Origin of the sequence: Pigmentibacter ruber (genome assembly GCF_009792895.1) — a bacterium.
GTDB classification, from domain to species: domain Bacteria; phylum Bdellovibrionota_B; class Oligoflexia; order Silvanigrellales; family Silvanigrellaceae; genus Silvanigrella; species Silvanigrella rubra.
In genome coordinates, this window is sequence record NZ_WSSC01000001.1 from 286,853 (window position 1) to 301,710 (window position 14,858).

A 14,858-nucleotide genomic window follows, 5' to 3' on the forward strand; every position below is an offset into this window, starting at 1 on the left:
TTTTTAGGAAATAAAATTGAAGTTGAGACCGATTTCAGAAGAAATACTAAAGCGTTCTGCTAGAAAAGGATTAATTTTTTCTATCATTTCTTTTTGTATAATTTTAATTATTCTTTCTTTATATGCGTATGATGTTTATTTTGGAAGAACTCAAAAATTAGTTCGAGGTTATGTTCCTGAAATTTCATCAGCACTAATAATTGGAGATGTATTATTTGTAAAAAAAATGCTTTCTTCTATTGAGAAAAGTTTATATTTTTCTTCAATTTATATTTACGATCAAGTAGATGATAGAATTATTATTTTTAATGGAAATGCATTTTCAGTTAAAGGCAAATTTGTAATTAATAAAAAATATTCACTTATATTTAGAAATGGTGAACTATATTTTTTGACTACTTTACCAATGCAAGGAAAAGATATTGAAAATATTCTTAGTATTACTTTTATTCAAAAAATTAATTATTTTTTAAATCTTCTTATTTTATTTTTGATAATTCTTTTTCCAGTATTAACTTTTCTATATGTTAGAAGACAAAGCAAAAAAAATTATGAAGAAATGTTTATTCCCATAATGACTCTTTCAGAAAATTTAAAAAGTATTTCTTCAAGTAAAGAGCAGTATGATAAATTTGTCAATTATTTAGAGTTAGATTTAATTTATAAAAATATTAATTCAGTATATTTAGAGTTAAATAATGCCCAAGAGCAATTAAAACAAATGCATATGATGCGGGCAATATCTAATACAATACAAATGTTAGCACATGATTTAAGACACCCTTTTGCACATATAAAAAATGCTTTACATGTTATGTTAAGACTTTCTAGTTATGATGAAATACGTCAGTATATTAAAGATACAGGCAGAGCTATAGAAAAAGATATTTTAAAAGTTGAAAATATGTTATCAGATCTTCTTCATTTTCGTACAGAAGGTCAACCAAATATAGTAGAAACAAGTTTTTATAAATTAATTTATGCAGTAATAAAAAACTGTTTTGAAGTACAATGTAAAACAAATATTGAACTATTATATGATTTTAAACATCAATATTTTGTTAATGTTGATATTCAAAAAATGGAAAGAGTTCTTTCAAATATTATTACTAATGCTATAGAAGCAATGAATGGTAAAGGAGTTATTCAGTTTTCTACTCGTGAGTATTTCGATTTAGGCCAACTATACATTGAAATTTGTATAGCTAATACCAATTCATATATAGAGGATGAATACAAAGACAAGATATTTGATCTTTTTTTTACTAAAGGAAAAAAAAGAGGAACAGGAATTGGACTAGGTATAGCAAAAGAAATTGTGCAACAACATGGAGGGGACATTTTTTTTCAATCATCAAAAGAAGAAGGAGTTAAATTTTTTATAAAAATACCGCACAGAAAAAATCTAATTTCTGATTGTAAAAATGATTTGTTTTTTCCTGCAAAAGCACAATACTTTGAAAGTAATTTTGATTCACATTATAATATTTCTTTGATAGAATATGAAAACAAATCTAATATTATAGAAAATAATCTCTTAAATGAAATATCTTATATTGATTTAGAAAAAAAATATAAAATACTTATTCTTGAAGATGATGAAGTTTATGTGAAGAATTTTTATACATTAATTGCAAATGAAAATTTAAGGCAATATTTTGAATTGTACTCTTATAGTAATTATGAGGAAGCTTATTCTGCTTATATTGAATTAAATCCAGAATATATTATTTGTGATATTGATTTAGGATTAGATGATTTAAATGGATTTGATTTTGTTTCAGAGTTAAGGAAAAATGGTTCACTTGCAAAAATTTGTATTCACACAAATAGATTTTTCAAATGTGATTTAGAAAGATCCATATCTGTGAAGTCTGATTTTTTTATAGCAAAACCTATGTCAAGATTTCAATTTTTAAAGTTTTTATATTCTTTAATAAATCCAAATTATACTGAAAATTCCTTTTTTTCAACTAACGAAGAAAAAATTGAAAATTCAGAACAAATAAGCAATAATTTTCTAGAAAATAAACAAAATTATTCAAATACAGAAAAAGAAAATGTTATTATTTTTATAGATGATGAGGATATATATCATAAATTTTGGGAGATGAGTGTAAACGATGCTAAGGTATTATGTTTTACTGATCCTGAATTAGCAATAGATTATGTATCTTTAAATCCTTATTTAATTAAAAACATAAAGTGTGTTGTTGTAGATTATTATTATGACAATATATGCAAAGATATTATTCAATTAAAATTCCTAGAAAAAATAAAGAAATTATTGATTAATGTACCTGTTTTTGTTTCAACAAATGGTATTTTTGTAAATAATGAACTAGATTTTTTTGATGGTGTAATTAAAAAAGAGCCTCATTCGTTGGAAAAATTAAAAAATTTATATCTAGATAAATTTAGTACATAGTGCAAATTTTGTAATGTTATTATTTTAACTTTGGTGAAAAAATTCAGTGTTAGTTTTTTTTTTTATCAGCTAAAATTTTAATTAGATAACTTTTTTAATAGGAAAAAATTATGCTTAAAAATGTATACTCTCCATTGTCTGGAGGGGTTTTACAAGAAAGAATGATGGAAATTATTTCAAATAATTTAGCAAATACCAATACAACTGCATTTAAAGAAGATGAAATTTGTTATCAAGCACAAGAGGCAAATCCTTGGCCAAGTTATGCAACCCCACATCCTCCTGCACCTTTTAAAATTAATATGCAAGAGCTTTGGCCTTTAAAAGGAAATGAAATGGCTTATGTGACTTTAAGTGAGATTAGAACAGCACATTCGCAAGGACCAATGATAAAAACGGGTAATTCAATGAATGTCGCAATTCAAGGTGATGGTTTTTTTGAAGTAATGACTCCATTCGGGGAAAGGTTAACTCGAGATGGGGGGTTTAGTGTAAGTAATGATGGTATTTTAATTTCAAAAAGTGGCGCAGTTGTGCAAGGGGAAAATGGTGCGATTACTGGTTTGAATGGAAAAGAGATAAGTATTTTACCGACTGGAGAAATTTATGTTGGAAAAAAATTTATTGATAAATTAAAAGTGATTGCTTTTAAAGATGCAACTCTTCTTGAAAGACTTGGTGAAAGTTTATGGATTCATAATGGTCCACCTGAAAATTTAAAAAAGCCTGAAGGGGAAGTCACGCAAGGATATTTAGAGGGAAGTAATGTGAATCCTATGCGAAATTTAACTAACATGATTATTGCGCATAGGAGTTATGAAGCCTTACAAAAGACTGTAAAATCGCATGATGAAACAATGCAAAATGCTAATAAAATATCTGAAGTACAGTAATAATTCATCTCTATTTTTTTGATTTATAATAAGAAAATCTTATATCTCTAGAAAAAGTAACAAGGTAAGTTGTCAGTAAAACTGTTCTGCATTTTTTGTATATTTTGTTAACTTGAAATTCTAGCGTTCTTAAGTTACAAGTAATTATTTATGAATTTGGAAGGTGAAAATGAAAAAAAATAAAGTACAGAATCTTAATATTACGAATCCCCTTTTCCTAGTATTGTTGGGACTTAATGTAAGTATCTCTAGTAAAATTTTTTCACAAGAAAAAGTTGAATCTTCAGTCCCGACAAAAAATTCTACTATCCAATTTCAAGCAAATACTAATCCTAATGATACTAGTCAACCAGTATTAACTTTAGAAGCATCCATGAATATGGCTGAAGTTTATTCATTTACAGCAAAAATGGCACAACAAGAGTTTTATGCAACAGAAGCAAAAGAAGATGCTGTGTTTAGAGGGATGTTACCAACTGTCTCAATTAGTGGCAATTATATGCAAAATAGTAGTGATGTAAATCCGCTTGTTGGAAATAGTGCTGCAATGGCCTACGGTTTTCCTGATACAACCAGTTCTACTGGTACATTATCGGTTACTCAACCTATCATAGGTTTATTGCCTATGTTCTATTCTTTACAGCAAGCATCCGCACTAACGAGAGCGGCTTTACAAAGTAGAATTCAAAGTCGAATCGATGCAAGATTTTATGGAGCACAAGCTTTTATTAACCTGCAAAAAGCAGATCAGTTATTAAAAGCTGCCAAATCAGCTATGGAAGTTTCTGAAAAACAATTGAATGACGGAAATGCGCAGTTTAATGCTGGAAGATTGACAAATGCTGATTTACTTAAATTTAAATTGGATTTTGAAAACTCAAAAACAAGTGTGTTACAAGCTCAAACAACTTATAAAGTAGCTTTAATTACCCTTGCTGAAGCTATTGGTATAAAAAATAGTAGCGCAATTTCAGTAACAAGTAGTGAAAAATCTGTATGGGAAATGAAGTCACAAAAATTACCTTCATTAGAAAATATTTTGTATCCTGGGCTAGCAAGAAGAAATGATCTTTTAGCCGCAAAAGAAAATGTTGAAGCTGCAAAGCAAGGTAAAAATTATTCATATACAACATACTTACCATCTTTAAATTTTGTTGCAAACTATACCAGAAATTTTATGGCAAAAGATGCAACAATATCAGGACAGACTTACAGTGCTTCAAGCATTCAAGATCAATTTAGTTATGGCATTCAGCTTTCTTGGGTTTTACTTGATTGGGGTGTAAGACAAGCACAAATAAGTGGTGCTGTTGCAGCTGAGCAAAAAGCAAAATACAACTTAGAAAATTTAAATTTAAATGCAAGAATTGATATCACAAATAGTTATCTTCAACTGCAAAATGCAATTCAGGTATTAGATTCAGCAAAAGTATCAGTGCAATATGCTCAAGATGTATATTCGCAAATGAAGGCTCGTTTTGATAATGGACAGGTGACTGCTACTGATTTAATTACCGCAGCAAATGATCAAACGAATGCTAGGGCAAATTTAGCAAATGCAAGAGGATCTTTAGATCTGGCTTGGATAACTTTCCAAAAAAGTACGGGCTCAAAATTGACATCATTAAATTAATAAGATTATTCATTTAAATCATGCGGCATAAAATCTCGTACAGCTCTAAAGTTTTTATGTGGTCCATAATGAACTAGATTTGTTAACTTACTTGTATATAAACAAGCATATGTTTCAACTTGTGCTGCAAAACGGGAATTTTGTCTTCCTGTTTTCATCAGTTCTCCCCATATTGGATGAAGATTGTGATGATAATTTTTAATTTCTTTTTTCTCTAGTTCTTTAAGCTTAAGTAAATCATAACCTATTTTTTTTATTTTTTTTGCAATCTCTTCTTTTTTTTCATTGTTTGATTCTTTTTCTAATATTTGATGACGTTCAAATTCATTTTCAAGATGAACTCTTTTTTTATTTAAAGAATCACAGAGAATATATTGGTCTTTTAGATTTTGAATTTCTTTAATCTCTTGTTCTAGTTCTTCAATTACAAGCATTGTTCTCCAACCAATTTCTTTTTTACTTCTTAATATATCTCCATAGATATGGTCGCCAATATATAAAATTTCAGATCCAGTTTTTATTCCTAAAATATCATAAAGTAATTTAAAATGTCCGCCTTGAAATACTTTACACTCTATGGCGCCTTTTTTACTTAAAGTTAGAAGGTCAATATTTTTTAAAGAAAATGAATCGAGTTCAACAGAGTAAATAGGATTTTTACTCATAAAAAAAGAAGGTTTTTGAGAACCTGTAATTACTAAATCAAATAAATCTAACCATTTTTTATTTTCATTAGATTTATTAATAGAGCAAACATAATTCATGACAGTACTGGTGTAATCCCATAAACTATTTGTAACAATAAATATTTTTCTTCCAGATTGTTTTAAATCATGTAAAATGGGGACTAAATTTGGATCTTTTTTGATATATTTTCCTGGATTTTCTGATACTTTATTTTTAATGCTTCCGTCTCTGTGACATAAATCAATACTTTTTCTTACATCAAGATATATGTCAGAATAGTTTTTATGATTTAATTTATCACTTTTGTCTTTAAAATCTACTAATTGAATAAACAAAAATGCTTCAGCTAAAGAAAAAAGTGTATCTATTAACGCAAAATTGGGTTCTTCATATGTAATAACATTTTCTACATCATATAATTTTCTACGTTCTTCGCGTGTAAGTTCTTTAAAACCATGATATGCAACTTTCACATATCTATGTCTATCCATTTTTAGCACATTACCTTTAATTTTATCAATTACTAATCCTCTTATCATATACTTATGATCGAATTCCCAATTCAGAATTTCTTTTGAATATCCTATTTCAACTAGTTTTTTTAATGTTTCGTTATAAGCAAGTTTTTCAAATGTTTCAGGTTTGTATAGAGCTAAGGTATAGTCCATGTCGAAGCCAATTGCTTTAATTGATTTCATATTTAATGTACGATTACAAAAAATTTTTTCAAAAATTGGAATATCTTTTAATTCATCAGGGAACATTTTTTCATAACTCCATAAAATTAATGAACCCTAATGAAAGAAGCTATGTTAAGAATAGTATTTTCCAAAACGGTTCTTTATAAACTTATCATAACTAATCTCTTCTTGTCTTATGAAGCCTGAATTTGGTAACTCAGCATTGGCATGCAAGTCTAAAACGGCACATATCCCTGCTGCTGTGGTAATTTGTATAGCCCCCCAATGCTCTTCTCCTATGTTAGAATGATAAATTTTCTTTGCATAACTCTTTTGACTATATTGATTATTTTTTTCACCAGTTACTGTTACAAAAATAATCACAACATCTTGAGTTGTATGAGGCAATGCTCTTTCAAATATTTTCTTTAAGCCCTCTCTATCTTCGATAAATTTTAAGTCGTGGAGGAGTATTTGCAATATTTCTCTATGCCCTGGATAACGGATAGATTTGTAATCCATATGTTTTACTTTATGAACAAGTGATTCCGCTAATGTGCCTAGACCACCGGACGTATTAAAAGCTTCATACTCATCACCATCAATACTAAGGGTTTCTAAGCCTTCAAGTGGAGGAACTAATTCGAGTTTACCATTATGTAAGACTTCACATGGATTACAATATTCATTGATTAGACCTTCTGTGCTCCAAGTAAGGTTATATTTTAACTTGTTATGTGGAAACTTAGGGAGGGCTCCAACTCGCATTTTAACGCTATTTATTAAATCAAATTCTTTAGCTAAGTCATGAGCAACTATTGTAATAAATCCTGGAGCTAAACCGCACTGTGGTATAAATGCATTATGGGCGTTTTTAGCAAGTTCTTTGATTGCTGCTGTTGTTTTGACATCTTCAGTGAGATCTAAGTAATGGACTTTTAATTTACGAGCTACTTCTGCTATTCCTTTATTGCAATAAAATGGTGCGCAACTCAAAACATAATTTTTATTCTGTAAAGCTCTTTCGATACTTTTGGTGTCCATAAAGTCTGCTGCATCATAGTTAACATTATCAAGTATTTTTCCTGATATTTGATTGTATGCTGCTTTTTTAGCATTTTCCTTGTTTGTATCATAAACTGTAATTTCATAATCATTACAGTTGGAGAGTAAATTGACTACTAATTTGCCTATTTTTCCTGCGCCAAATATGGCTACATTTTTTTTAAAGGACATTGAGGTACTCCTCTAATTTTTCAATTGTGACTTGATCATACCTATGTGATCTATGTTAACGGTTAGAATGTATTTTTGTCATTATGAATGCATTTGGTCAAGGAGTTTAGTGGTGAAAGAAGTGCTGAATGAATTTCAGGGGAGTAATTTTCATTTTTGGGATTCTCTGTCTAAAAATGAAAAAATAGTACAGAGTTCAAAATTTAAAAGTAAAATTGGAGTCCATTCAGAAATTGGAAAACTACGAAAAGTTTTTTTGCATTCACCAGGTCAAGAAGTTGAGCTGATGACACCAAAAAATGCTTATGAACTATTATATAATGATATTATTTATTATAAAAATATTGTTGCAGGACATACGCAATTAAAATCAGTATTAAATCTTGTTGCAGAAGTTATAGAGGTTTCAGATTATTTAAAAGATATTCTTGAAAATAAAGCAGCAAAAGACAAACTTTTAAATAAAATATTATCATTTCAAGGATGTCTTGAGTTAAAAGATGAATTAATGAATTATCCCATTCAAGAGTTATCGCATGCATTATTAACTGGAATTCCATTAAAAAGGAACACCTTAGAAGCTTGGCTTTCTAATAAATCATTTTCATTAGTTCCGCTACCAAATATGTATTTCATGCGAGATACTAGTATGGTTGTAGGAAGTAGAGTTATTGCCTCAAAAATGGCAAGTCCAGTACGCTATGCTGAATCAATCATTATGCGTACTATCTATGAATATCATCCTAATTTAAAGGGACATGGGTTATTACTAGATGCAACTGAAAAACAAAGTGATAATGAATTTACAATAGAAGGTGGGGATGTTCTTGTCATAAATGAAGATTTGTTATTGATAGGAATCAGTGAAAGAACAACCCCAAAAGCAGTGGATACGCTAGTAGAATCTTTACTAAAAGCGAGAGCTGAAGATGGTAATTTAGAACCTTTTAATATTTTATGTGTCATCTTGCCAAGAGAAAGAAGTACTATTCATTTAGATATGATTTTTACTGTAGTAAACAAAGAACAAGCTGTAGTTTATTCTCCTTATGTTTTAGGAAGAGAACGCGCAAGAGTAGTAAGAATAAGAGTTAAACCCGATGGAGATAAAAAGTTTAAAGAAGTTGAAGATTTGCTATTGGGATTAAGAAGTGTGGGAGTTAGAATGGATCCTATCCCATGTGGAGGAGATGAGCCGCTTCATCAACAACGAGAACAATGGAATAGTGGTGCGAATTTGTTTTCTTTTGCTCCAGGTAAAGTGATTAGTTATATTCATGAGCATACTTTAAGAGCTTGTGAATCAAGTGGATTTAAAATTATATCAGCAAAAGATGTAACTAAACATCCTTCACTATTGCAAAACGATTCTCCAATTGTAGTAACAGTGGAAGGAAGTGAATTATCAAGGGGTGGTGGAGGGCCGCGTTGTATGACTTGCCCAGTTTTACGGGATAAAGTAGAATAATCTCAACAACCCCTTTGCAATAATTTACTCTCAAGTCATAATTAACAATGTCGATACATAGACAGCAAGATAGGGGTTTTAGTAAATGTTTATCAAAATAAAAAAAAAGAATATTTTTATTTTTTGTGCATTGATTATAGTACCCTTTGCATTACTTCAGGTTTCTTGTTCAAGTAACACAATCTTAACTGAAAATTTAGAATTAACTTTACCAGAACAAAAACAAATGCTCTCAAGTATTAAAAGAAAAAATGACAATTTTTACTTGTCTAATTTAAAAGATTATTTACCGCCAAAAGAAAGTCAATTAATTAATGAAGCACAATTTAAAAATTTAGCTGTTTATAATGAAAATGCACGTGTATTGTCCGATTGGGTAATGAGAAATTTATCTCAAAAAGAAAAAACACAATTAGCAAGAAATTGTGAAGCTCTTGTGGGGAATTTTAAAACTCAATTTCCATTAAATGAGCAAACTTTACCATGTGCTGCATGGTGGATTGAAAGAAAAAATAATGAAGAATCAGCTTCTGTTAACAAAATTCCAATTCAACAAAATTATCGTACCCTTTTAAATAAGCAAAAACTTGATATTGCCAATTATCGTGGGATGAGTTTTTCTGAAGCATTTTCGTTAATGGAACCAGCAAATTTAACACAAGCACAAAAATTAACTGCTTCTGCTTTAGATTATTTACAAGACTGTTCTTATGCTGGTGCCAATTCAGCACTTTTATTACGCTTAGAAGCATTTTTACCCAATAAATCCGTTTATAATGATATTGAAAGAATATATACAAAAATTCAAAAGTGCTTGATTCCAAATATGGATCCAACTGAAAAAATTCATTTGCGCATTGGATTACTTAGATTAATTTCAGGCCATCCTAATTTAGCGAAAGAAGCACTCGAAAAAACCTTATTAGAAAAAGATCCCATTGAAAGTTCAAGGAGCTTATTTTGGTTGGGTGCTATTTATCAAAAATCAAAATCAACTCCAAAAGAAAATCCATATTGGCAACGCTTAATTAAAGAAAATCCCATTTCATTACCGGCAATCTTTGCTTCTCAACAATTAGGTATCGATCCAATAAATAATTTAGTTCCTGACGAGGAAATTACTTTACAAGCTCGTGATTCTTCTGGATGGAGTGATGATAATTTAGAAGCATTTATTTTTGATTTATTTAAAGCTAGAAATGACATTTCTGCAGCTACTGAATGGGCAGGTTATGTAGGAAGAACTAGTTCAGTTTCAAATCCAAATATGTTGCTATATTGGGCTTTAGCACAAAACTCAGTTAGAAATTACCGTTATTCAATTTTTATGCTTGGTAGATATGGAAAAAATGTTAAAAATTATCCGGTAAGTAGGACACTTTTAAATTTACATTTTCCAAAACCTTATCTAAAAGAAATTTCTGAAAATTCTGAAGATCTTGATCCTATATTTGTTCTTTCTTTAATACGTCAAGAAAGTGCATTTGATACTTATGCGCGTTCAATGGCAAATGCACGCGGACTTATGCAAATTTTACCAAGTACTGCCAAATCAATAAAAAGAAAAATATCATCAAATCACTTATATGATCCAGAAACAAATATTGAAATAGGTGTATCATATTTAAGTCGATTATTAAAAAGATATGATGGAAGAATAGAATACGTTTTAGCTTCCTATAATGCTGGAGCATCTAATCTTGATAAATGGAGAGAAAGGGTTCCGGAAAATAATATGATGTTATTTTGTGATTACATGCCATTTAAAGAAACAAGAAGCTATGTCTCTTTGATATTAAGAAATTATTATTGGTACAGTCGCATTATTGCTGAAAAAGATGATCTATTTACGAAGAAAATATTACAGCAAAGTGCAAAAGCAAAATGGCGGTCTGATAGAGTTTATGCCTTGGTGGCTTATACTTGGAATTCAGAAGTTGATTTAAAGTATAAAAATATATTAGAAAAAATTTATATTTTTGGTAATAACTCTGCAAGTATTAGTTCAAATTCAAATACCCAGAATTGGATAAATGAAGATAAAACTCAAAATAGATCTTATAGCAACTTAGATGATGAAAATAGAACTACATTTAATATTAATAAATCGAAGTAGAAGTAAAAATTATTTAATTATATTTTTGATATCAATAATTTCATCTGCATATGTGAGTATTCCATAGCGATGAGATACTATAATTGTTGTGCAAGAATTTTTAATGTTACTTAGAACTTTTGCAATTAATAGTTCGTTAGTTTCATCTAAATTTGCTGTTGCTTCGTCTAATATCATTAAAGAAGGTTTATTCAAAATACTTCTTGCAAGACAGATCCTTTGCTTTTGTCCAGCTGATAAACCCGCAAAGTTTTCGTCTAACATATAATCCAAACCTTTTTCATTTAAAATATCAGATAATGAAACAAGTTGAAGCGCTTCTATAATTTCATTATCTGAAACTTTTCTAGAAAGACCATAACTTAAATTTTCTTTTAAAGTCCCTTTTATTAAGAAAGGTTCAGGTCCTACATATCCAATTCTTGTTTCATTTCTTGAAATATATTCCCAAGCAGGAAGTCCTCCAATGATAACTTCTCCTTCATTTGGTTTTAATATTCCTGTCATAAGCATCAAAATAGTTGACTTTCCAGTACCACTTGAACCAATTAATCCTATTTGAGCTCCTTTTGATATATTTAAATTAAGATTTTTAAATAAAGGATTTGAGTTTGGATAAGAAAATGTTACTTCCTTGATTGTAATATCTGGAGAATCAATTTTATCAGAAACGGTAATAGAATTTTGTTTTTGATTTTCTGATGATTTTGTATTTTTTATAGGCCCAAAAAAACTAATTTTTGAATTATTTTCTTTTGAAATATGGAAAAAATCTTCTGAATTAATAGAGTCTAATGATAATTTATACTGTGGATAATAAATAACTGCATTTCCAAAGTAACCAGATAAAATTGAAAGACTTTGTACAAATCTTGCTAGTAAATAAATAAATGATAAAAGTACAACAGAATTAGTATGCCAAACGCTATAACTTATGATTATTATAAAAACTAAAAGAAATATTCCTAAGAAAGGACCAGTTTGTGCGCTTAGATTACTAAAGAAATTTGCACTTACGGATTTGGTAGAATAGTTCTTTAGTGCATTACTGGTTACATTAAACTCATCTTCTCTTTTTCGCATAAGTTTGATAAACAAAAAGTTTCTTGCAATTTTTTCAATGCCTTCATTTACTATTTTTTGCTCATTGGGCACTTGTTTTGCAAATAAAGAAACTTTTTTATTTATATATATTATTGTTATTCCAATTATACTTATTCCAGTTGTTGCTACTATAGCTTCTTTCCAAGCTACTAAGAAAAGTAGAAAAAATATAAAAAGACTTTGCATGAACATAAAAATAAAATGTGTAAAATTTAAAACAAATTCTGATGATTTAGTAAAAACTTCAGCTAAGGTAAAGTTGATTGTAGAAGGGTTTTTGTCTTTAATATTTTCATCAAATAAAATTCTATATACATAATTTCTTTTTAATTTTAAAAGGATATAGTCCTTTAAAAAAGCAGCTGTTTGTGTAGTTGTAAGTTGAACGGCAAACCTTACAATTGCTACTACTAAGAGCAATATTGTAACTTTATTTAAGGATATTTTGGGAATTTCATAATTAAATATCTTATTTGGAGTCGAAATGAAATTAAAGCTACCAAGTAGTAGCTGTATAATTATTGAAATACTTAATTCAACAACAGCTATTCCGATAGCCGCAAGTATAGCAAAGCACAAATACTTTAGACCCCGTTTGCCTAGTAAAGTTATTGAATTTTGTAAAACTATTTTTTTATTCAAAGTGTCTCCAGATCTAACTTATTGAGTGTATCTATCTTCTAGGTAAAATCCAATAGAATTTAGAAAATTTGGTTTCCAACTAGGGGATACATTGACTCGTACATAACAAAAAGAATGTTCATCTATATTTTCTAAACAAGACTTAATTTCCAAATTATCTGGTAGAGATAAATAAACCCATCCAGCTTCGTTTATATTATAAATCTTAGAAGAGGAAAAACCATTTTTTGAATAAAATATTGCTTTTATAGTGACAGGGAAGTGACGAGTTTCTGGACCAATGTATATCCTAAAATTTTGAAATTTCACCAAAATTTCAGTATTTTCTTTCAACCATCTTCCTTGTTCAGCATTGGCAGGTACAAATAAATATTGCGAAGGTGATAATATTGAAGAGAAATACGTCCTCTTTCTATTAGTGTCTCCTCTAGTTTGTGGAAGCTGACCAATAGTTACAGGAAATTGAGGAATTCCTCTTTCGAGCCACTTAAATTGTGGTATAGAAGACGATGTATATCCTAAATAAAAACAGATACTAACCAAATACACACTTAAAATTAAAAATAAAAAAGATAGAATAGCAAAGAATTTTTGTTGTTGATTTTTATTCAATATCAGGATTGGTGAACTAAGAAAAAAGCAAGCAATAAAGGCTAGACTCGGGACAAACAGCATATATGATGTTAAAGAAAGAACAAAAAAAGGAATACTGGCTAGGATAGAGAAATTTAAAATAATATTCAATTTCGTATTATTTATTTGAGGATATTCAATGTTCTTTAATATATAACTTGCTCCAATAATAAAAGTAATTGTCGTTATTAGAAGAATTGATCCTCCTACTATGATTCCTAGTTCAGATAGAAGAGCAAAAGGCAAATTTGTTGGAACATCAGGTGTGACGTTAGTAAAGTTAAGTTTTTTGCTATAAAAATCTATATACCCTAGGAAAGAACCAACTCCAGTTCCTGTATAAATATGATCTTTTAGATTTTCTATTAGGATTTTTAAATGTTTAAATCTTTCAAAATCTAAAGCGCTATATAGAGAGTTGAAATTTAAATCGTTGGTATTATTGTGAATAAAATTTTTAATTCTGACTATTGAAGTAGTATTTGAAAATGTATAAAATAGATATAAAATTAAAGTAATGAAACTATATGTAATTGCGATTTTTATAAAGGATTTAAAATTGAAATTTTTAATATAATAGATTAAATTAATGATAAAAATAGAAAATATAATTGCTAATATTCCTAAATAAAAAGATCTTGAATTATTTAAAATTCCACTAATAGCTGTTAATAAAAAAAGAATAAAATGAGTATATTTTATAAATTTACTTGATTTTAATAGAAAGAAAAAAGATAAAAATGTTCCTGAGAAGATTGCAAAGAAAAAAGAAGCAACACCAGAGTCATCTAAAAGAGCAGGAGCTCTAAATGCTTCTATTGATGTTAAACTCTCTTCTGCAAGAAAATGAATATTTACTGTACTTTGATAAATAGAAACAATTGAATTTAATATAACTATAATGAAAAACTCTATAAAGAAAAAATTTAAATATTTATTATTTAGATATTCTTTCTGGCTATTGAAAAATGTAGCAACAGGAAAAATAAAAAAAATAAAATACATTAGATAAAGTCTGGTTTGAGTAAATAAAAAGTCAGATGTGATAATATTTGTAAATGAGTAATTTTGAATTGAAATTTCAGATCTAAGTGATGGTTGATAAAAATTACAAAATGCATGAGAAAAAATGCATAAAAATAATAGAAGCAAAGATAATGAAAATTTTGTATATTTAATTATGCAATAATATAGACCAAAAATAAAACCAAGAAAAAAACATCCTAAAATAAAAAATTTTAAGCTTGGAATGTTTATGATATATGGAATTCTAATAAATAAAAAAGCAAGAGCAATATTTAAAAGAAGAAAATAATTTGATATCTTATAAATTTTCAT

At 28.5% G+C, this 14,858-nt stretch carries 9 protein-coding genes; 5 read left to right on the forward strand and 4 right to left on the reverse strand.

What is annotated here, in order from left to right; genetic code table 11:
• The first annotated feature begins 16 nt into the window (after nt 1–16).
• From GOY08_RS01260 to GOY08_RS01270, 3 genes are all read left to right on the forward strand, one after another.
• Nucleotides 17–2,428, forward strand: coding sequence for a hybrid sensor histidine kinase/response regulator (locus tag GOY08_RS01260; RefSeq protein WP_158996749.1), 2,412 nt, complete (start codon nt 17–19; stop codon nt 2,426–2,428).
• Nucleotides 2,429–2,538: 110 nt separating this feature from the next.
• Nucleotides 2,539–3,321, forward strand: coding sequence for a flagellar hook-basal body protein (locus GOY08_RS01265; RefSeq protein WP_158996750.1), 783 nt, complete (start codon nt 2,539–2,541; stop codon nt 3,319–3,321).
• A 169-nt stretch (nt 3,322–3,490) separates the two neighbouring features.
• Nucleotides 3,491–4,954, forward strand: coding sequence for a TolC family protein (locus GOY08_RS01270; protein ID WP_158996751.1), 1,464 nt, complete (start codon nt 3,491–3,493; stop codon nt 4,952–4,954).
• Nucleotides 4,955–4,959: 5 nt separating this feature from the next.
• On the opposite strand, the gene GOY08_RS01275 is transcribed toward GOY08_RS01270, so the two are convergent.
• Together GOY08_RS01275 and GOY08_RS01280 are read right to left on the reverse strand one after the other, a co-directional pair.
• A complete protein-coding gene (locus GOY08_RS01275) occupies nt 4,960–6,405 on the reverse strand; it encodes an HAD-IG family 5'-nucleotidase (RefSeq protein ID WP_158996752.1) in 1,446 nt (481 codons plus the stop codon).
• A 48-nt stretch (nt 6,406–6,453) separates the two neighbouring features.
• Nucleotides 6,454–7,557 (reverse strand): saccharopine dehydrogenase family protein, encoded by a 1,104-nt coding sequence (locus GOY08_RS01280; RefSeq protein ID WP_158996753.1) that lies wholly within the window; start codon nt 7,555–7,557, stop codon nt 6,454–6,456.
• Between the two features lie 112 nt (nt 7,558–7,669).
• On the opposite strand from GOY08_RS01280, the gene GOY08_RS01285 reads away from it, so the two are divergent.
• Entirely contained in the window at nt 7,670–9,025 is a 1,356-nt protein-coding gene (locus GOY08_RS01285; RefSeq protein ID WP_158996754.1) for an arginine deiminase, read from the forward strand.
• An 85-nt stretch (nt 9,026–9,110) separates the two neighbouring features.
• The gene (locus tag GOY08_RS01290) at nt 9,111–11,141 is read left to right on the forward strand and encodes a lytic transglycosylase domain-containing protein (RefSeq protein ID WP_158996755.1); all 2,031 of its coding nucleotides are present in this window, start codon (nt 9,111–9,113) and stop codon (nt 11,139–11,141) included.
• A 9-nt stretch (nt 11,142–11,150) separates the two neighbouring features.
• On the opposite strand, the gene GOY08_RS01295 is transcribed toward GOY08_RS01290, so the two are convergent.
• Both GOY08_RS01295 and GOY08_RS01300 read right to left on the reverse strand, forming a co-directional pair.
• Nucleotides 11,151–12,887 (reverse strand): ATP-binding cassette domain-containing protein, encoded by a 1,737-nt coding sequence (locus GOY08_RS01295; RefSeq protein ID WP_158996756.1) that lies wholly within the window; start codon nt 12,885–12,887, stop codon nt 11,151–11,153.
• Between the two features lie 18 nt (nt 12,888–12,905).
• On the reverse strand, nt 12,906–14,858 hold the full coding sequence (locus tag GOY08_RS01300) for an O-antigen ligase family protein (RefSeq protein ID WP_158996757.1): 1,953 nt from the start codon (nt 14,856–14,858) through the stop codon (nt 12,906–12,908).